We start from the raw sequence: 18,744 nt of genomic DNA on the forward strand, positions 1-18,744 counted from the left end.
GACCCATCCGCCCGAAGGGCGCCTGCCGGATTCCTCCCGCATTCGGACTTCGCCTGCCAAATCCTGCCGGAGCACAATGGCGTGGCTCTGCGCTTCCTGCTTGGATGCATTGGGCCGTCAATCGTGCGCTAAGGGGCGAGGCAATCAACTGCAACGCACATTGCGTTTTTGTGTCCGCATCGCTCGGCCACAACGAGTGTTGAGATTCTCAATCTCGATACCTCTTCCACTTCAGGTGTCCTGCGATTCTCAGGGGGAACCCCGCTCAACCCGGTCAGCCTGTGCTAGCTTCGGCGTATGCACCCCGAGGGTAGGACCCGCCGGCGATCCTTCCTGCTGGCCTCATTGACGGCGCTGCCGGGTTGCGTCACCACACGGAGGAATCCTGCAATGGCTGCACCCCAGTCGCCGGATGAGCACAAGCCGAAACCAGCCATCGCCCGAATCTGGCGCGGCCGCGTGAAACGCGAGCGCGCCGACGAATACGAAAAGTACAACTTCGAGGCCGGCATCCAACCCCTGATTCAGAAGGCCCTGGGCGTCCAATGCCTTCGGGAGGATCGCGAGACGGAGACTGAGTTCATAACGATCTCTTACTGGGAAAGTGTCGAAGCGATGTCGCGTTTCACCGGCGGAGAGCCCACCCGGATCCACCATCTGCCGCGCGATCCCGAGTTCCTCATAGAACTCCCCACAAGCGTCCAGATCCTCCGGATCTACCAAAGCCACGGCCGCATCGGCTAGCGTTCCTGCCTGTTCCCCGCCACGGCGTACGCACGCTCACTCAGTTCCTTTTCTTTGCTAGAATCCGCAAGCCCACCACCTTTTAGCGAGTGACAATCGTCGAGCTACGGAACAGCCGCCCCCCACCACCGTTCGGCCGCCGCAACGAACACCGGCCCCAGGAACCGCCACCGGAATAGAGCCCCCATCGCTCAGTGCGCCGCCAAAGCGCCCGAATCCGCCCGCCCCCCGTTGGCGAGACACGGAGTTTGGGGAGTGGTGGCGGTGCCTGCGGTGGGTCAGGCCTCTTGGAACGTAATTACGGCGACTGTGTATGGCTCCAGGTCAAGGCTGAATTCTTTGGAGTAGTTCAGCTCGCGGCTGATCGGAACGATCGCCTTGGGATGATCGAGCGAGGCGGAATCCGTGAGCCCGGCGCTGATGGTGTAGAGGCGCCCTGTCGCATTCTCCATAGCGCTTCGTCCCTGGAGTCGAACGTACAGGATGTTCCGCCGGCCTTCGTAGTTCACCGCCTTGATCACAATCCGGCGGCCGTCCGCGCTGCGGGTCGCGATCGCGTCTACTGAGCCGGGGCGCCAATCCTCCGGCTTCATGGTCGCAATCTCGTCGAAGAAAGCTTTCCGATCGGGAATGTCACGGAAGGTGCCGCTGCTGGAGGCAAGGTACCGCTCCGCGTAGTGCGCCCGGAAGAGCTTCTCCACGAGGTAAGCCGATCCTGGAAACCAGGAGACGTGGTCGTGGTAGATGAACGAGGTCCACGTCGGATCGTCCGTCGTGTTTCGCATCAGCAGCGCCGGGCAACTCATGCTCAATCCGGGGCTGAGTTGCTCATACAGGATCAGATTGCCCGCGGCATGGAGTCCGGCCCTCCAATCGTAGGTGCGCGAAAGATTCCATTCGAGGACGCCGATTTCAATCCGCGGATGCGCCGACGCACGGATGTAGTCGCGCAGCTTCGAAAGGTAGTTCCCGATGCGGCGGAGCCCCGTTTCGAATCCCAGCGGTTCGTACTCGTAGTTGTGCACGCCCAGAACGTCGAAGTTCTTGCCGGCCAGGTCGATGATCTTCTGGCTCCAGATCATGTCATTCGATCGCTTCTGTCCACACGCGACAATTCGAGCACCGGGGGCGAGCTCGCGGAGTCTGCTGCCGTAGACGTTAACGATCTCTGCATAGCGCTCCGGCGTAAAGCCGTTGTTCATCGGCTCATTGTCAATCTGGAAGTACCGCACCCCGTACGGTTCGGAGTGTCCGTTGGCGGCTCGAACCTTACCCCATTCGGTCGTCGGTGGGTCGTTCAGATAACGCACCCAATCCATCGCATACTGCAGTTGGTCAGGGCCGGTGCCGGGCGCTGGCAGGACGATCAGCGGTTCACTCCCCAGCTTGCGGCAAAGACTCAGGAACTCATCGGTCCCGAAGCCGTAGTAATCCGAATAGCCGCCCCAGAAAACATTGGGCGTGTAGCGGCGCGACACATGCGGGCCGATGCCGTCCTTCCATTTGTAGGTGGAGGCGAACGAGCCGCCCGGCCACCGGATGAATGGCGGAGCGAGATCGCGTAGTGCTTCCAGCAGGTCCGGGCGCAGCATTCCGTTGCGCCTGGCATCGGCGCGCATCATGGAGAAGTAGTCGACCAGAAGCGTTCCGGTGCCCTCAGCCACCAGCTCAACCGAGGCCTGCGCGTCCGTCACGGAACTGGAGAACGAGAACGGGAGTTCCTGCCAATCCGAACCAGCCGGAGCCAGCGGCACGGATGCAATCGGTGCACCCTTCGAGTCGACTGCTCGAAGCCTGAAACGTGCCGATCCGGCTTCTCTTCTGATGAAAATCGATCCGTCGTACACCTGCCCGGCGGCCAGATAGATCCGGCCCTGCCTGATTCCGGCCCGGCCCCCTTCGCACTTCAGCCGGACACTTTTCTTCCCGTTCCGGAAATCGATATCAACGTGCTCAACCGCCCCACGCTCTGAAAAGGGCTGCCAGTACGTTTCGAAATCCTTCCCTTCAAATCCACAACCCCGAATCTGTTCAGCGTACAATCCGTCGACGGCAGAATGGTTGATCTCTTCCAGGAAGTGACCATAGATCCGTTTGTCGATGGAACCGATCGTCCGCTCTGTATCGATGAGGAGGATGGCCACTCTGGCGTCCGCGGCCGCCGGGCCGGCGCTCTGTGCCAGAAGGCTGGATGAGGGGGCGGACAAAGGCCCCGCGATCGCGGCGGCCGAATGCTTCAGAAAGTGGCGGCGATCCATGGGAGGCTCCTGCTCATTGACACCCGGCACCTGCGCACAGATGCTTGTTGAAAAACGGCATGACGAAGTTCTGAAATCGGACGGCGACCGCGCTGGTGTGGGTGCCGGAGTAGATCTCAAAGAAGTTTGCAATCCCGTAGGTATTCAGAATTTCGTGCAGTTCCTTGGCGCCCGCGCGGAGCCCGTCCTGGTCGCCAACATCGATGGCGATGGCACGATACTGCCGCAGGTTGCCGATGTACTGATGAACAAACACCAGCGGCGCATTGGCAGCCCACCGGTTGAGCACGCTCTGTTGCGGAACGCCGTCTTTTGACGGCAGATCGAGATACAGCGGCGGGTTCTTTGGATTCGGTGACCATGCCGCGGCCGTGGCCAGCTGCGCCCGTTGGCCAAAGTTCAGCTTTGCCGAGTCAGCGGGTGCCTTCACCTCTTCGAGCGCCTTGTCCATGGCCGGGTTCGATGGCCCACCGCTGCGCGCAGCCATGCAGCACGGGCTCATGATGTATAAACTTCCGAATACATCGGAGTGCTTCATGCCGATCCGGCTTGCCCCATAGCCGCCCATGGAGTGCCCCACCAAACCGCGGCTGCTGCGTTTGGGGATGGTCCTGTAATGCGCGTCAATGTACTGCACCACATCGCGGGCAACGTACTGCTCAAAATCACCGGTTGTGACCGAACTCGAATACATGGACCCGTTGTGGACCGTCTTGGAGTCGGGCAGCACGACGATCATCTCCTGGGCGCCCTTGGCAAAGGCGCCCTCGATCACCTGCGGCGTATGGATCTCCTTGGACCACTGCTCCGCGCCAATGCTATAGCCGTGAAGCGCGTAGACAACCGGATACCGCTTCTTCTTGTTGGAGGAGTAGCTGGGCGGCAGATAGACAATCGCGTCGCGATCGACGGCATTGCCCTCGAGATTGCCTTCAAGCGCCGTGCCGTGAATCTTAATCATCTCGACCGTGACCGCTTTGGCCGCAGGTTCCACGGAAGGAACCTCAGTCTTCACCTGGCAAAATCCTGTGACAGCGAAGCAAAGGGTAATCAGTAGCGCTTTCATGACGGATCGGAACCTCGCAGATTTCTCCGTCACTCTATCAGAGACCGCGAGCCTCACTCGTACCTGCAGGAGCGAAATGCAGGCAGACGATGAACGCTAGGTTTCCAGGATCCGGAAAACTGGTCAGTACAAGCGTCACACTGCTGCTGTTGGCAGTGGGATTCATGACCGCCTCGCTGCCCGCGCGCCACGCCACCCGCCTCGACCCATGGGCTGCCCTGCGGACCGAGTAGCCGTCCACGGAACTGGCCCGACGTTAAAAAGTTCCCGTGGCCCTCCGAGCCGCAAAAGCCGATGAAAGCCTCATGGCCAATCCCGTTGGGACGGCGGATCCCCAGGTCCGCGGTTGACCCCCTGGTCAACCACGCTCGGGCGAGTCGTCGCAAGCCAGCCCAACCCCCAAAGGAACCTAACTCCAGTTCCCTCCACCGCCGTGATCCAGCAGCCCCCATGAACCCTGTCGTGACAACGACCATACTCCAACTCGCTCAGAAGCCATCCCACGTGCGAACCTGAGGTCGAGGCGAACTGGCACGCTACCTTCGCTGAACCAGGCGCGCTTCAGCGAGCCCGCCCGACCGGAGGCAGTTAGTTCTCCGGCAGGGATACGCACATCGGCCGAACTGTAAATACACCAGGGATCCACATGGGTAAAGTGCTAATGCTGTTGACCTACCTCAGTGCCGCGGCTGCAATGGGTGGGCAGAATCTCTTGTCGTCTGACGAAGTCGGAGAGACGAGGATCGACCGCGGTGAAGCGAAGCAGTTGGCTCTCGAGGTGTTGCGTCCATCCTTGGGAGCTGTTTCTCTGGAAAGTTGCACATTGAGTAAGTACAGCCCTGACATGTATTGCTTTACGGCGGTCTGGCCCAATCCCAAGGGGAGTCCGATTGTTGGCTACTATGCCGTCAATCCCAGGACGGCCGATGTGTGGAACGCGAGGAGCTGTGAGCACATCACGAGCCCCTCCTTGGAAGAGAAACAGGAAGCGCTCCGAAAGCGCTTCAAGTACAGCAGACAGGAATTCAAACGGCTCGGGTTCCTCAAACCGTTGTGCATCACAGGCCGAGAGCAATAGAGTGGAGTCGACCGCGCTCGAGCTCCAGCGGAGTCGGTCGATTGGCGCGGCGCCTGCCCAAACTTCCTCTCCTCGCAGTTGGTGGAACAAAAGCACCCGCGCAGCGTATCTCGCATTCGGAAAGTGCACACCACCGGCCGCGGGATAGTCTGGTGCCGTGGCCGGTATTCTGCCGTCCAGGACTGGAAACGCACCATCGGACAGCGCTGGTGTTAAGGTCAGGATGGATATGCTGAATTTGCCGGGGAATACAGTCGGAATCGGTCAGGCTATTTCCATTCGCGAGCTACTTCACTGGACCGGCATCGTCGGTGATAACAACAACGCCCAGACGGGGAGGAAGCGGCCCAGCCGTGAGACGGCCTTGGGGTCGGCTGGATCCACACCGGCTTGGAAGAAGTACTGCTTGGGCCAGTAGTGGTCAACCTGGAGAGGAGTAATCGATGCGGCGCTGGAGGATCTCTGTCTGTTGTGGGGTGGTTGGCTTCGTCTTTCTTGGTGGCCCGGCGCCGGCAGCAGGGCAATCACCGGCACAGGCCTCATTCTTCGGAACGATCACCGATATTTCCGGAGGACGGATCGACGGAGCTGTTTTGAAGTTGGAGCGCCTGGATCGGCCAGCCGGAGTTGTTGTTGTGAATGCAGAGAAGGGGAAGTATCTGGTCCCTCCCTTGCCCGACGGGGATTATTCCCTGGAGGCAACGGCCCCTGGATTTCTGACGGTGAAGCATTACCCTCTCAGGGTTCGCTTTCCCGAAATCTTCCAATTTGACTTCAGCGTGCATGTCGGATGGGGCATTGCGGACGGGGTAGGCGACGCAAATCCGTTTTGTCGTTTCTTTGGAGCACTGCGCAGGCAGGAAGTTCGAGTAGCAAATGCCACGGTATGCCTGATTCGGAATCAGCGAGCGAGTTGCTCGATCACGAATAGCCTGGGGCAATACTTCGTGCGGGTAATTGCTGGCTCGTACGAGGTAAAGGTCGAAGAGAACGGGCTGCTGAAATCATCAAAATGCTCGACAAAGAGCGTTTGACAGTGCGCCAGGCACATCACCGCACCGGCATCGCGGCGGCCGACTTCTCCCGAATCCGGAACGCAGACCTTGGGCGCTTCACCGCTGATCGGCTCATGTCGATCATCAATCGCCTGGGCTCGCGAGTGGAAGTGAGAATCCGCGTCAGGCGCGTTCAAGCCACCCAGCCGCTTCCGGCCTGAAGATCGGTCCGGCCAACTACTGCTTCACTGCCAGTTTCCTGTCGGCCACTTCGACGAGAACCAGCAACCGCTCCCGCTCACCTGAATAGGATGGGGGACATCCATGATATGTAGTTGTCAAGGAGCAGGGGGACACACTGTCCCTCGCCCGGACACCCGAAACCAACCACCCCAAAACGACGGCCAGACCGTCCTCCCCCGCCCATCCATCCCCGATTCCACCCACAACCCAGCCCCCGCTCAAACCCGGTCACAGGTTTTCAAAATAAACTGAACTATCCGCTAACCATCTGATCCGCCAGAACTTACCGGAGCCGCTCCGCCTACCCTGGCCACCCCTTCTTTGGACCTCGTCCACTACAATCCCGGCCAAGGAGATTTATGAAGAGACGAACGGGATCGGATCAGGCTCGAAGGAATGGAGCGCTCGGCGGCGGACCCGTCACGTCCGTAGAAAACACCCATGCCCGGTGTCCCGGCAGCGCCACCCGCGCAGCACTCAGGAGCAAACCGCGCTGACGACGAGCGCCGGGCACCACCACCATGACAAAGCAACCCATCTCCGAGCGCCGACTCGCCGCCAATCGCGCCAACGCCCAGAAATCGACTGGCCCCCGCACGCCCGAAGGCAAGCGCCGCGTCGCCCAAAACGCCAGCCGCCACAACCTCTATTCGAAACTCCATCACCTCCCAGAGGAGATCGCTGACCTCCTCTACCGCCAGGCGCTGGAGAATACAGCGGACATCGCCGATCTGCGCTTCCGGGCCCTCCTCGTCCACCGCTTCATGCTCCGTGGCCACGAGCGCCGCCTCTTCCAACTCGAAGGCAAGCTCTGGGCCGAAGCCCTCCGGGTCAACGATGGAATCGTGTCCAACGCCTCCCTCTGGATCCGCGGGAAGCAAGGCGACGTAGTCCAGGCCCTGGGCCGCTATCATGCCTGGATCTGCGCCCGCATCCGGCAGGTCCAGAAGGCCGCCTTCCCCTATCTCATAGGAGACGAAGCCCACCAGGCAGCCCTCCCCGCCAGGGCCGTAACCCTCCTGGCCTCCGTGGCCGGCTGCGCCACGCCCATAACCGTATCAGTCCAGGCCGCCCCAACCTGCCAATCCGAGCGAGAGTCCTCAACCGCCGGCAGTCCAAACACCACCTCAATGAACCCGGGCCTGCAACTCCTCTTAAGAGGCCGCGGCTTCCGAGCCGTAAGACCGGTCCCAGCCCCCCAGGCCGTAAAAGCCATCCGCCCACCCACCGTCCCCGGCCTAAGCCTCCGCTATCTGAACCAGTCCCGCAAACCAAGCCCGCCCACCAAAGCGGACACCCCTGCAACGAACCACGACCGTCAGGGAGTGGTCCCCACCGCGCTGCGAACCCCGACTGGAAAGGAGTCCCGCATGCCCCTCCGAGCCGCCAAACGAGAGGAAGCCGCGCACCCAATCCCCGAGCGTCAGCGACGGGCTGACCCGGCCCAATCCCCGCTATGCGAGGCATCAAACCCAACGCACCCCCAACCCTCCACCCCAACCACCAGCCCAGCCCCGGAGCCAAAGCGACGGGCAACCAGCGCGACCTCCACGACAAACACGACAAACCCCACCCAGCCCCCAACCCCCCAATCCACTCCCCCCGAGCGAACAAACCCAAGCCCCCAACCTCCATCCGGCCTACCCCGCCCCTCGACGTAACACCAGCCACACCGCCAAACCTCAACCCCAACGTCTAACCCCCATCCCCAAAACCCAGCCCCGGTCCACCCCCAAAGGGTGACCGACCATGCTCTTTGACATCCAAACCTCATCCATCTCTGCGCTGTCCCCCCGTACTCCCCAGGTGGCGGCGACCAACCCTCCAGGGCAGGGGACAGCCAGACCTTTCACTTCTCACAACCAACAGAAAAAGAGAGGCTTATCTCCGTATCCAGAGCCGCACTCGCCCGACGGGTCCTCCCGATAACGCCGCCCACCTGTCCCTGCCCATCTCCTAACAACCGGGCATGCAGCCGCATCAGGGATCGCCCCAACTTCCCCCTCCATCCGCCGCGGGCCCACCCCGCTTTGTACACTGAAAGGAGACTGCCTCTACGTGCGACACCGCCGTCCGGCGGCGTTTGTCCCCCTTGGTTCCCGATGATCTCTTTCTCCAACGTCAATAAACAGTACGGCAAGCAACTCATCTTCGTTGAGGCCTCCTATCAGCTCAACCCCGGCGAAAAGGTCGGTCTCGTCGGCCCTAACGGCTCCGGCAAGACCACCCTCTTCCGCATGATCGTCGGCGAGGAGTTCCCCGACGAGGGCGAACTCTCCGTACCCAAAAAGCTCACCGTCGGCTACTTCCGCCAGGACGTCGAGGAGATGAACGGCCGTTCCGTCCTCGACGAGGCCATCGCCGGCAGCGGCCGCGTCGGCGACCTCCACCACGAACTCGAAGCCCTCAACCATGCCCTCGGCGACCCCGATCAGGCCGACGACATGGACCGCATCCTCTCCCGCTTCGGCGAAGTCCAGGAAGAGTACGAGCACCTCGGCGGCTACACCATCGAGGCCCAGGCCCGCGAAGTCCTCAGCGGACTCGGCTTCTCCGAAGAACAGATCGACGGCGATGTCGGAGCCCTCTCCGGCGGTTGGAAGATGCGCGTGGCCCTCGCCCGCGTCCTCCTCGGCCGGCCCGACATCCTGCTCATGGACGAGCCCACCAACCACCTCGACATCGAGTCCATCATCTGGCTCGAACAGTTCCTCAAGTCGCTCCCCGGCACCCTCCTCATGACCTCGCACGACCGCGAGTTCATGAACCGCATCGTCACCAAAATCGTCGAGATCGACGCCGGCGAAATCGTCTCCTACTCCGGCAACTACGACTTCTACGAACGCGAACGCGCCATCCGCGAGGCCAATCAGCAGGCCGCCTTCACCCGCCAGCAGGCCATGCTCGCCAAGCAGCAGCGCTTCATCGAACGCTTCAAGACTCACGCCGCCAAAGCCGCCCAGGTCCAGAGCCGAATCAAGTCCCTCGACAAGATCGAACGCATCGAACTCCCTAAAAAACGCCAGGTCGTGAAGTTCGAGTTCCGCGTCCCGCCTCGCTCCGGCGACCAGGTCGCCGTCATCGAGAACCTCTACAAGAGCTACGGCTCGCGCACCATCTACCAGGGCCTCAACTTCACCGTCCGCCGCGGCGAACGCTGGGCCGTCATGGGCCGCAACGGGGCGGGGAAGACCACCCTCCTCAAGATGATCGCCGGAGCCCTCCAGCCCGACGCAGGCACCGTCCGCCTCGGCGCCAGCCTCAAAATGGGCTACTTCGCCCAGCAGTCCCTCGACGTGCTCGACTACGACCTCACCGTCCTCGAACAGTTGCAGCGCGACTTCCCCCTCGACGGCATCGGAGCGCTACGCACCCTCGCCGGAGCCTTCCAGTTCTGCGGCGACGACGTCGAAAAGCCCATCCGCGCCCTCTCCGGCGGCGAAAAGTCCCGCCTCGCCATGGCCCGCATGCTCTACGATCCGCCCAACTTCCTCGTCCTCGACGAGCCCACCAACCACCTCGACCTCGCCACCAAGGAGATGCTCGTCGATGCCCTCAAGGAGTTCGAAGGCACCATGATCTTCGTCTCCCACGACCGCACCTTCCTGCGCGGCCTGGGCTCCCGCGTCCTGGAACTCAGCGGCGACGAAAGCGACCGCAACCCGCACATCTATCCCGGCTCCTACATCGAGTACGTGGCCCGCACCGGTCACGAAGCGCCGGGCATCCACTCCTGATCCACAGTGGGATACCAGGGACAAACCACATGTGGAAACGCGCCGCCCCCCTCCTGCTGGCCATGAGCGCCTTTGCCCAGCCCTCGCTGCTCTCGCCGGTCCCGGCCCCCTGTGAGCCCGTCAACCCGAACGCCACGCCGGAGGCCCGCTCCCTCCTGCGGACCCTCTGCGCCCTCTCCGGCAAGTCCATCCTCTCCGGCCAGCACAACTTCCCCAACCACCGCTCCCAGCACAGCGACCAGTTGGCCGCCAAGGTCGGCAAATACCCCTATGTCTGGGGCTCCGACTTCGGCTTCACCGGGGGCGATGACAAAGACTCCATCGCCGGCCGTGACGCCATGATCGAGGAGGCGAAAAGGCAGTTTGCCGCCGGCTCCATCATCACCCTCATGTGGCACGCCGTCCGCCCCCTCGACGACGAGCCCGTCTCCGCCGGCAGCGGCTGGCGCGGCAGCGTCCAGGCCAAACTGACAGACGATCAATGGGCCGCCCTGACGACCCCCGGTACGGAACTCAACCGCCGCTGGCTGGCTCAACTCGACGTCGTGGCCGGCCATCTGAAGAAGCTCCGCGACGCGAAGATCCCCGTCCTCTGGCGCCCCTATCACGAGAACAACGGCAACTGGTTCTGGTGGGGCGGCCGCAAGGGCGAGACCGGCTACATCGCCCTCTACCGCATGACCTACGAACGTCTCGTGAACTTCCACCGCCTCGACAACCTCATCTGGGTCTGGAACGAGAACGCCCACACCGGCCGCGCCACCAGTCCTTACTACGACTTCTTCCCCGGCCTCCAATACGTCGATGTCCTCGCCACCGACGTCTACGGCGAGTTCAAACAGAGCTACTACGACGACCTCGTCGCCCTCGCCGCCGGCAAGCCCGTGGCGCTCGGTGAAGTGGGCCAACCGCCCTCCGCCGAGGTGCTCAGCAACCAGCCCCGCTGGGTCTGGTTCATGGGTTGGTCCGACATCTTCGACCGCCGCGCCGGCGACGCCCATAAGGCGCTCTTCGACGACCCACGCACCCTGTCCCGCGGAGCGGCGCTGCCTGCACCCTAATTGCTCGCCAGCAGGGTCTGCCTCCGGGCTTGCAGCCCGCTGTGCATCTGCGACACCTGCGCCGGCGTGAAGCTCATCTGGCCCCGGCACATGGAGACATACTCACTCCGCGCCCAACCCGCCTTCATCACGCCCGGCCCGTGCTCCAGTTTCTTCAGCAGCAGGTGGCCCAGCTCATGCGCGATGGCGTAGCCCAGCAGGGCGGATGTGCCGGGGATGTCCACATAGGAGTCGGCGAACTGCTTCAGCCTCGGGAAGATGATGGCCGCATGGGTGCCCGCGCCCAGCATCGGGAAAGCGAAGCCCATCGCCCCGGCGGAGCGTGCTTCCCGCCTGTCCTTCATCAGGATGTTCAGCACCAGCACCGTCGGATCGCCCGTCTCCTTGCAGTGGCCTTCGCCGGCCTGAAACTCGGGCCTGGCGCAATCGATCCACGTGACGCTGATCCCGGCTTCCTCGAACACCCGGCCGGCCACCCGCTGCGCCTCGTTCAGCATGGAGGTTGAGACGTGCGCCTGGTTGGACAGCATCACGGTGATGCCGGTCTGCGCGGCGGCCGCGCTCGCCATCCAGATCATCATTCCGGCTAAGGTGCCCAGTTTCATTGTCTTGTCCTCCCCGGCAGCGCTTCCAAATCGCTGCTCGCCGGACAAGGCGGGAACCTCGCGGGAAAACTCTAACGGGGGGCTGAAAAGAATTTGGGCCGTGCTACAATCGGCTCTCCTGGGACGCGCGATGGAGCCCTCAATCAACGTCACCGGCTTGCTGAACGCCTGGCGAATCGGCGATCAGGCGGCGCTCGACCGGCTCATGCCGATGCTCTACGAGGAGCTGCGCCGCACCGCCCGCCACTACATGCGGCTGGAACGCGCCGGCCACTCGTTCCAGACCAACGATCTGGTCAACGAGGCCTATCTCCGGCTGCTCGGCACTCATCAGGTCGAGTATCAGGACCGCGTCCACTTCTTCGCCCTCGCCGCCCAGATGATGCGCCGCGTCCTCGTCGACCACGCCCGCTCCCGTGGCTATCAGAAGCGCGGCGGCGGCGTGAAACGCATCCCCCTGGAAGAGTCCATGGTCATGGCGCCGGGCCGCGAGTCCGAGGTCGTCCAGCTCGACGACGCGCTGAATGAGCTCGTCAAACAGGATGCCCGCAAAGCCCGCATCGTCGAGTTGCGCTTCTTCGCCGGACTCAGCGTCGAGGAAACCGCCACCGTGTTGAAGGTCTCCACGCAAACCGTGCTGCGCGACTGGAAGCTCGCCAAAGCCTGGCTGCTGCGCCACATGAGCCAGGCCGACGATGACTGAAGACGCCCGCTGGCGCCGTGTGGAGCTCCTCTTCCATGCCGCCCTCGATTGCCCGTCCGGGCAGCGCGATGCCTATCTCGTGGACGCCTGCGCCGGTGATGAAAGCCTGCTGCGCGAGGTCCACTCCCTGCTCGGCTACGAGGGCCAGCGGGACTCGCTGCTCGAGGTCCCGGCCTGGGCGAACCTCACCGTCGGTGAAGACAAGCCTCCCCCGGTCCTGGCGCCGGGTGACAGCCTGGGCCCCTATACGATCGTCAAGCCGCTGGGAGCCGGCGGCATGGGACAGGTCTACCAGGCTCGGGATGAACGCCTCGTGCGCGACGTCGCCCTGAAGCTACTGCACCCCGCGCTGGCGCAGGATCCCGCCTATATGGCGCGCTTCCGCCGCGAGGCCCGCCTCCTCGCCCTGTTGGACCATCCCAATATCGCCGGGCTCTATGCCTACGAGCTGCACGGGGACTCAGTCGTTCTCGTCCTGGAGTTCGTCCAGGGCCGGTCCCTGGCCGAACACCTCGGGCGAAGCGAAGCGGACGAGCCGGAGGCCTTCCGCCTCGCCCTCCAGATCGCTTCCGCGCTGGAGGCGGCCCATGCCCGGGGCATCGTCCATCGTGATCTCAAGCCCGGCAACATCATGGTGCTGCCCAACGGCGCCGTGAAGCTGCTCGACTTCGGCCTCGCCCGCCGCGATCTGGGTGACCAGGACCCCACCCGCACACGCTCCAGCCTGTCCCTGCGAACGACCGAGGGCGCCATCCTCGGCAGCATCCCTTACATGGCGCCGGAGCAGGCCGAAGGCCGCACGGCCACCGCCCGCTCCGACATCTTCTCGCTGGGCGTCGTCCTCTATGAGATGCTCTCCGGCCGCCAGGCCTTCCGGCGGGAAACGGCCCTGCGCAGTCTCACGGCCCTCATCCGCGAGGAGCCGCCGACGCTCGATTCGCTCCGCCTCGGCCTGACTCCGGGCTTGTCCGCGTTCGTGGCCACCTGCCTGTCCAAAGCGCCGGAGCAGCGCCCGCCTGACATGTCCAAGGTCATCGAGAGCCTGCATCGCCTCCAGCGCTGGCGCCACGAAGTGCCTTACCCGCGCATCACTCCTGGCGCGCCGCGCCGCTGGAGACTGTGGCTCTGGTTGCTTGCGGTCCTCCTCACGGCGAGCGTTGGAGGCTACTACCTATTGAATCGCCAGGCGCCAGTGGCGGCCTTCACCTCGTACCCCGGCATCGAGACTGCCCCCGCTGTCTCGCCGGACGGCGCAACCGTGGCGTTCGACTGGAATGGAGGCGGCGACAACCGCTTCCATATCTACCTCCAACCGTCAGCCGGAGGAGGTCCGCGGCGGCTGACACAGCGCCCGGAATCAGAGACGAATCCCGTCTGGTCACCCGACGGCCAACGGCTCGCTTTCGACCAGTCCGAGTCCGGCATCTACGTCTCTGATGTCTCTGGAGCCGGTCATGCCCTCGTCTCCGGCTATTCCACTGAGCTCCATCCGGCCTGGTCGCCGGATGGCTCCTCGCTCTACTTCACGACCGAGACGAACGCTCAGCCCGCCATCTGGCGCGTCTCCACGCAGGGCGGCGCGCCGGAACTGGTCCTGGATCAGGCCGGCTACCGCGTGCGGTTCTCGCCCGACGGACGCTTCCTCTACTACCTCAAGAGCCGGCAGGCCGGTCAGTTGTGGCGCCGGCCCGTCTCCGGCGGCACCGCTGAACTCGTCCACCCGGATATCCGCAATCCCAACTTCGTGGTCCTGAACGGCGCCCTGCTGCTGCTCGACGCAACCAGCGACCCCAACGCCCCACCGCACTCCGCCCAACTCTGCCTGTTCCGCCTCGCTAGCCGGACAATGGAGTTCCTGCCCGTCCAGGAGGCGCAGGCCGTGGTCGGCGACGGGATCTCACTGAGTCCGGATGGACTCACCCTGTTCCACAGCAAAGGCGGCGACCTCGTCCGCTCCGCCATCCCCGCCGGCGCGTTGCCGCTACAATCAGGCAAGTGACCCGCCGCTCCGCTCTTCTCCTCCTCACCGCCGCCCGCGCCACACCGGCCACCTTGTTCGATGGCACGAGCTTCCGCAACTTCCGGACTCCATCCGGGCTCACCAGTCCCGATGTCAGTTGGCGCATCCAGGGCGGCGTCCTCGAAACGATCCCCGACGCCCGCCGCCAATGCGATCTATGGACCGCCGCTGAGTACGATCACTTCGACCTGGCCTTTGAATGGAAGGTCGCCCCCGGCGCCAACACCGGCATCAAGTACCTCATCCAGGCCACGGCCACGGACAAGCTCCATGACGCACAGGGCGAGTTCCTGCACGAGACCTCGCTGGGCTTCGAGTTCCAACTGGTGGACGACGCTTCAACCGCCGGGTCAGACCAGGCGGCTCACGCCTCCGGAGCGCTCTACAACTACCTGCCGCCCACCGAACGCGCCGCCAAACCCGCAGGCGAATGGAACACCGGACGTCTGAAAGTCCAAGGTGAGGAAGTCGAACACTGGCTCAACGGCAAGCGCGTGCTGGCCTACTCTTTCCACTCGCCGGAGCTCAAAGCCGCCCTGGCCGCAAAGAAGCTGAACAGTGCCCGTATGCTCGAACGGCTGGAACACCGCAAGACCGCGATCGCCTTCCAGCACCATGAGTCCTCCGCCAGCTTCCGGTCCATCGACATCCAGGTGCTGCCGCCGGTGCGAAACTAGGGCATGATCCACGCCGAGAACACAGCGCTGGTACTGCTCGACGCCGAAACCGAAGGCCAGGTATTTCGCCCCGGCTTCGCCCGCAAGATCATCCGCACGAACGACCTCATGACCGTCGTGATCGACATCGAAGGCGGACCCTGGGCGGAGCCCGACCCGATGCACTTCCACTCGCACGAGCAGGTCAGCTACGTCGCGGCCGGCGAGATCCTCTTTCTGTGCGGAGGCCAGCCGCCACGCAAGCTCGGCGCTGGGGATCTCTTCGCCGTCGCCTCTGGAGTCCCGCACTCCATCCAGCTCCTCTCGCCCACCGCCCGCTTAGTGGATACCTTCCATCCCATCCGCGAGGACTTCCTCCAGGAAGAAATGTCCGGCCGGGGGTAACCGAATGGCCGCCAACTCCGCTAGTATCTCCATGGCGGTTCCCCGTGATCCGCCGAGAGGGCTCAAACAAGGAGTAACGATGACGACTAAGACCTTACTGGTCAAGGGCTCCAGGGGATTTGTGTTCGCGGCATTCCTGGCCGCCGCGACCCTTTGTGCGCAGCCGCCTGCACCCACTAACCTGCAGGTGCTACCGAAAGATATCCCTCGGCCGCAACTGATGAACACCATGCGCGCCTTCAACCAGGCGCTGGGTGTGCAGTGCGATTTCTGCCATGTGGCCCGCGAGTTCGCGAAGGACGACAAGGAAGAGAAAGTGGTCGCCCGCGCCATGCTGAAGATGGTGATGAACGTCCGCGAGAACGGCGACAAGTTCGCGCCCGGCGGCCGCGCCGAGAAGGTTGCCTGCTGGACGTGCCACCGCGGTGAAGCGCACATCACGCTGCCCGAACCGCCTGCCCAGGGCCCGCCGCGCGGCGCGCCTCCGGCCAAGCAGTAGTCCTGTTCGGGGAAACGGTCCTCAGTGGCCGTTTCCCTCCACCTGGAACCCGTCCCTGACCCACCACTCCAACCCGCCGATCATCTCCTTCACCCGGAAGCCCAGGGCGGCGAACCGCAGGGCGCCCTTCGTCGACGCATTGCACCCCGGCCCATCACAATAGGTAATCACCACGGTGTCTCGGGAGATGCCCGCGGTGGTCTCCGCCCGCAGCGTCCGGTGCGGGATGTTCAGCGCGCCGGGCACATGCCCTTCGGCATAGCGTTCCGGGCTGCGCACATCGACGACCACGAAGCCATTGACCCCTTTCTCCATATCGGCCTGCACGTCTGACGGATCGGTCTCCAGGGAGAGTTTGGCGGCGAAATGGCGTTGAGCCGTCTCCGGATCGGCCGCCGGGGTTTCCAGCACGGAAGAGAATCTGGGGGCGGTGGTGGTGCTCATAAGGTATTCCCTAATCTAGCCCTGGAACGGCAGGTTGAATAGGGCCACTTTGTATAGAATGAAGGGCCGGCGAACGCGCCGCTGGGGGCCGAAAGACGGTAGATTAGGTACTGATCTTTGGGAGAACCCCTATGAAACTCCACCATACCCTTCTGCTGGGCGCAGGCCTGGCCACGATCCTGTTCGCGCAGCAAACCGGCAGCAGCGGCATCGATCGCTCGAATCTTGATACGGCCTGTAAGCCTTGCGACGACTTCTGGCGCTACGCCAACGGCGGCTGGCTGGATAAGAACCCGATTCCAGGCCGGTACCCCTCGTGGGGCACGATGTCTGTGATGAATGAAGGGAACCGGGAACGGCTACGGACGATTCTGGAAGCGGCGGCGGCCAACAAGAGCGCCCCGGCCAGTTCGAACGAGCGCAAGATCGGGGACTTCTATGCCAGCTGCATGGACACGGCGGCCATCGAGTCGCGCGGCCTGAAGCCGATCCAGGCGCAGCTCGACCGCATCGCGGGGGTGAAGGACACCGCCGGCATGGCCGCGGCCCTGAACGACTTCCAGCAGATGACGCTGATTGGACCGTACTTCGTCATGGGCGGCCAGGATCAGCGGAGTTCCAAAGACGTGATCGCCAATGTCGGAGTGGGCGGCCTCTCCCTGCCTGACCGCGACTACTACTTCAAGACGGACCCGCGTAGCGTGAAGATCCGCGAAGAGTACGTGGCGCATGTGGCCAAGATGATGGAGTTGCTGGGCGACAAGCCGGAAGCCGCCGCCGCGGAAGCCAAGGCGGTGCTCGATTTCGAGACAGCCATCGCGGGCGCGATGATGACCAACGTGCAGCGCCGCGATCCCGATGCCCGTTATCACAAGATGGACATGGCGGGGCTCAAGACGCTGGCTCCGGGGCTCGACTGGAGCGGCCTGTTCAAGCAATTCCACATCGCCGAGACGACGCCCATCAACGTGGCCGAGCCGGAGACCCTGAAGAAGCTGAACTCGCAGCTGACGGCTGCTTCGCTGGCCGACTGGAAGACGTGGGCGCGCTGGCGCACGGTGAGCAGTGCGGCCGACATGCTGCCGAAGGCCTTTGAGGACGAGGATTTCCGTTTCAGCCGCACGGTGCTGGCCGGAGTGAAAGAGCAGCAGCCGCGCTGGCAGACCTGCACGATCGCAGTGGATCGCAACCTGGGTGAGGCCCTGGGTGAAGTCTTCGTGAAGAAGCACTTCCCGCCCGAGGCCAAACGCCGCATGAACGAGCTGGTGGAGAACCTGCGCGAGGCGCTGCGTGAACAGCTTCAGGCGGCCGACTGGCTGACTCCCGAGACGCGGAAGAATGCGGTGGCCAAGCTGAACGCCTTTGTGCCCAAGGTGGGCTATCCCGACAAGTGGCGCGACTACTCGGCCGTCAAGGTGGATCCGAAGGCCTACTTCGAGAACTCGCAGGTGGCCAGCCTGCACAACCGGCTGTACCAGTTGGCGAAGATCGGCAAGCCGGTGAACCGCAACGATTGGGGCATGACGCCGCCGACGGTGAACGCCTATTACAGCCCGCTGATGAACGAGATCGTATTCCCGGCCGGCATCCTGCAGTCGCCCATGTTCGACCTGCAGGCCGATGACGCGGTGAACTACGGCGCCATCGCGGCCGTGATCGGCCACGAGATGGGGCACGGCTTTGACGACCAGGGGTCGAAGTTCGATGCGGAAGGCAATCGCAAGGACTGGTGGACGGTGGGAGACCGCCAGAAGTTCGACGCGAAGGCCGGCTGTGTGATCCATCAGTTCGACACGATGGATGTGGGTGAGGGACTGCACCACACCGGCAAGCTGGTGGTGGGTGAGGCGATGGGCGACCTGGGCGGACTGACGCTGGCGTACGAGGCCTACAAACGGACGCTGAAGGGCAAACCCGGTCCGGTGATCGATGGCTTCACGGCCGATCAGCGGTTCTTCCTGGCGTTCGCCAGGGTATGGGGTTCGCAGTACCGGCCGGAGGCGATGCGGCTGCAATTGAACACGAATCCGCATCCGCTGGCGAAGTTCCGCGCGAACGGAACGGTGATGAACATGCCGGCCTTCCATGAGGCGTTCAAATGCAAGCAGGGTGACCCGATGGTGCGCCCGGCCGAGCAGCAGTGTAAGCTCTGGTAATTGTCATAAATTCCGCCGGCGCCAAACGGGGGCGCCGGCGGAATTTGACGCCAGCCCTCGCCAAGTGATAAACC

Annotated in this window: 16 protein-coding genes; 11 read left to right on the forward strand and 5 right to left on the reverse strand. The window is 63.4% G+C overall.

What is annotated here, in order from left to right:
- Positions 1–390 precede the first annotated feature (390 nt).
- Complete coding sequence (locus tag ACR9Y2_RS14270; RefSeq protein WP_435042020.1) at positions 391–744, forward strand: antibiotic biosynthesis monooxygenase family protein; 354 nt, start codon at positions 391–393, stop codon at positions 742–744.
- A gap of 278 nt (positions 745–1,022) precedes the next feature.
- Here ACR9Y2_RS14270 and ACR9Y2_RS14275 read toward each other — a convergent pair whose 3' ends face one another.
- Both ACR9Y2_RS14275 and ACR9Y2_RS14280 read right to left on the reverse strand, forming a co-directional pair.
- Positions 1,023–3,002, reverse strand: coding sequence for an alpha-N-arabinofuranosidase (locus ACR9Y2_RS14275; RefSeq protein WP_435042022.1), 1,980 nt, complete (start codon positions 3,000–3,002; stop codon positions 1,023–1,025).
- Between the two features lie 13 nt (positions 3,003–3,015).
- A complete protein-coding gene (locus ACR9Y2_RS14280; RefSeq protein ID WP_435042024.1) occupies positions 3,016–4,068 on the reverse strand; it encodes an alpha/beta hydrolase in 1,053 nt (350 codons plus the stop codon).
- A gap of 1,521 nt (positions 4,069–5,589) precedes the next feature.
- Here ACR9Y2_RS14280 and ACR9Y2_RS14285 point away from each other — a divergent pair.
- Both ACR9Y2_RS14285 and ACR9Y2_RS14290 read left to right on the forward strand, forming a co-directional pair.
- Positions 5,590–6,180 carry a carboxypeptidase regulatory-like domain-containing protein gene (locus ACR9Y2_RS14285; protein WP_435042025.1) on the forward strand — a complete coding sequence of 197 codons (591 nt, stop codon included), beginning with the start codon at positions 5,590–5,592 and terminating at the stop codon, positions 6,178–6,180.
- Complete coding sequence (locus ACR9Y2_RS14290) at positions 6,159–6,362, forward strand: XRE family transcriptional regulator (protein ID WP_435042026.1); 204 nt, start codon at positions 6,159–6,161, stop codon at positions 6,360–6,362. The genes ACR9Y2_RS14285 and ACR9Y2_RS14290 overlap by 22 nt, the downstream gene beginning before the upstream one ends.
- A 357-nt stretch (positions 6,363–6,719) precedes the next feature.
- Here the strand turns inward: ACR9Y2_RS14290 and ACR9Y2_RS14295 are convergent, their stop codons facing one another.
- Positions 6,720–7,370, reverse strand: coding sequence for a hypothetical protein (locus ACR9Y2_RS14295; protein WP_435042028.1), 651 nt, complete (start codon positions 7,368–7,370; stop codon positions 6,720–6,722).
- Between the two features lie 1,116 nt (positions 7,371–8,486).
- Here ACR9Y2_RS14295 and ACR9Y2_RS14300 point away from each other — a divergent pair.
- Both ACR9Y2_RS14300 and ACR9Y2_RS14305 read left to right on the forward strand, forming a co-directional pair.
- Entirely contained in the window at positions 8,487–10,121 is a 1,635-nt protein-coding gene (locus ACR9Y2_RS14300) for an ABC-F family ATP-binding cassette domain-containing protein (RefSeq protein WP_435042029.1), read from the forward strand.
- A gap of 29 nt (positions 10,122–10,150) precedes the next feature.
- Positions 10,151–11,182 (forward strand): glycosyl hydrolase, encoded by a 1,032-nt coding sequence (locus ACR9Y2_RS14305; protein ID WP_435042030.1) that lies wholly within the window; start codon positions 10,151–10,153, stop codon positions 11,180–11,182.
- On the opposite strand, the gene ACR9Y2_RS14310 is transcribed toward ACR9Y2_RS14305, so the two are convergent.
- Positions 11,179–11,787, reverse strand: coding sequence for a hypothetical protein (locus ACR9Y2_RS14310; RefSeq protein ID WP_435042031.1), 609 nt, complete (start codon positions 11,785–11,787; stop codon positions 11,179–11,181). The genes ACR9Y2_RS14305 and ACR9Y2_RS14310 overlap by 4 nt on opposite strands.
- A 100-nt stretch (positions 11,788–11,887) precedes the next feature.
- Between ACR9Y2_RS14310 and ACR9Y2_RS14315 the strand changes: the two genes are divergently transcribed.
- The 5 genes from ACR9Y2_RS14315 (at position 11,888) to ACR9Y2_RS14335 (ending at position 16,070) form a co-directional block, all read left to right on the forward strand.
- The gene (locus ACR9Y2_RS14315; protein WP_435042032.1) at positions 11,888–12,490 is read left to right on the forward strand and encodes a sigma-70 family RNA polymerase sigma factor; all 603 of its coding nucleotides are present in this window, start codon (positions 11,888–11,890) and stop codon (positions 12,488–12,490) included.
- Positions 12,483–14,489 carry a protein kinase domain-containing protein gene (locus tag ACR9Y2_RS14320; protein ID WP_435042033.1) on the forward strand — a complete coding sequence of 669 codons (2,007 nt, stop codon included), beginning with the start codon at positions 12,483–12,485 and terminating at the stop codon, positions 14,487–14,489. Before ACR9Y2_RS14315 ends, ACR9Y2_RS14320 begins: the two co-directional genes overlap by 8 nt.
- Positions 14,486–15,187 (forward strand): 3-keto-disaccharide hydrolase, encoded by a 702-nt coding sequence (locus tag ACR9Y2_RS14325; RefSeq protein WP_435042034.1) that lies wholly within the window; start codon positions 14,486–14,488, stop codon positions 15,185–15,187. Before ACR9Y2_RS14320 ends, ACR9Y2_RS14325 begins: the two co-directional genes overlap by 4 nt.
- A 3-nt stretch (positions 15,188–15,190) precedes the next feature.
- Entirely contained in the window at positions 15,191–15,571 is a 381-nt protein-coding gene (locus ACR9Y2_RS14330) for a cupin domain-containing protein (protein ID WP_435042035.1), read from the forward strand.
- Positions 15,572–15,650: 79 nt separating this feature from the next.
- Entirely contained in the window at positions 15,651–16,070 is a 420-nt protein-coding gene (locus ACR9Y2_RS14335) for a c-type cytochrome (protein ID WP_435042036.1), read from the forward strand.
- 21 nt (positions 16,071–16,091) lie between these two features.
- Here ACR9Y2_RS14335 and ACR9Y2_RS14340 read toward each other — a convergent pair whose 3' ends face one another.
- The gene (locus ACR9Y2_RS14340; protein WP_435042037.1) at positions 16,092–16,514 is read right to left on the reverse strand and encodes a rhodanese-like domain-containing protein; all 423 of its coding nucleotides are present in this window, start codon (positions 16,512–16,514) and stop codon (positions 16,092–16,094) included.
- 131 nt (positions 16,515–16,645) lie between these two features.
- Between ACR9Y2_RS14340 and ACR9Y2_RS14345 the strand changes: the two genes are divergently transcribed.
- A complete protein-coding gene (locus ACR9Y2_RS14345) occupies positions 16,646–18,670 on the forward strand; it encodes a M13 family metallopeptidase (protein WP_435042038.1) in 2,025 nt (674 codons plus the stop codon).
- Positions 18,671–18,744: the final 74 nt, after the last annotated feature.

Origin of the sequence: Paludibaculum fermentans (genome assembly GCF_051172195.1) — a bacterium.
In the GTDB taxonomy this organism is placed as follows: domain Bacteria; phylum Acidobacteriota; class Terriglobia; order Bryobacterales; family Bryobacteraceae; genus Paludibaculum; species Paludibaculum fermentans_A.

Coding starts and splice junctions, on each gene's coding strand:
- ACR9Y2_RS14270 (WP_435042020.1), top strand. CDS start 391: ATGGCTGCACCCCAGTCGCCGGATGAGCACAAGCCGAAACCAGCCATC.
- ACR9Y2_RS14275 (WP_435042022.1), bottom strand. CDS start 3,002: ATGGATCGCCGCCACTTTCTGAAGCATTCGGCCGCCGCGATCGCGGGG.
- ACR9Y2_RS14280 (WP_435042024.1), bottom strand. CDS start 4,068: ATGAAAGCGCTACTGATTACCCTTTGCTTCGCTGTCACAGGATTTTGC.
- ACR9Y2_RS14285 (WP_435042025.1), top strand. CDS start 5,590: ATGCGGCGCTGGAGGATCTCTGTCTGTTGTGGGGTGGTTGGCTTCGTC.
- ACR9Y2_RS14290 (WP_435042026.1), top strand. CDS start 6,159: ATGCTCGACAAAGAGCGTTTGACAGTGCGCCAGGCACATCACCGCACC.
- ACR9Y2_RS14300 (WP_435042029.1), top strand. CDS start 8,487: ATGATCTCTTTCTCCAACGTCAATAAACAGTACGGCAAGCAACTCATC.
- ACR9Y2_RS14305 (WP_435042030.1), top strand. CDS start 10,151: ATGTGGAAACGCGCCGCCCCCCTCCTGCTGGCCATGAGCGCCTTTGCC.
- ACR9Y2_RS14310 (WP_435042031.1), bottom strand. CDS start 11,787: ATGAAACTGGGCACCTTAGCCGGAATGATGATCTGGATGGCGAGCGCG.
- ACR9Y2_RS14320 (WP_435042033.1), top strand. CDS start 12,483: ATGACTGAAGACGCCCGCTGGCGCCGTGTGGAGCTCCTCTTCCATGCC.
- ACR9Y2_RS14330 (WP_435042035.1), top strand. CDS start 15,191: ATGATCCACGCCGAGAACACAGCGCTGGTACTGCTCGACGCCGAAACC.
- ACR9Y2_RS14335 (WP_435042036.1), top strand. CDS start 15,651: ATGACGACTAAGACCTTACTGGTCAAGGGCTCCAGGGGATTTGTGTTC.
- ACR9Y2_RS14340 (WP_435042037.1), bottom strand. CDS start 16,514: ATGAGCACCACCACCGCCCCCAGATTCTCTTCCGTGCTGGAAACCCCG.
- ACR9Y2_RS14345 (WP_435042038.1), top strand. CDS start 16,646: ATGAAACTCCACCATACCCTTCTGCTGGGCGCAGGCCTGGCCACGATC.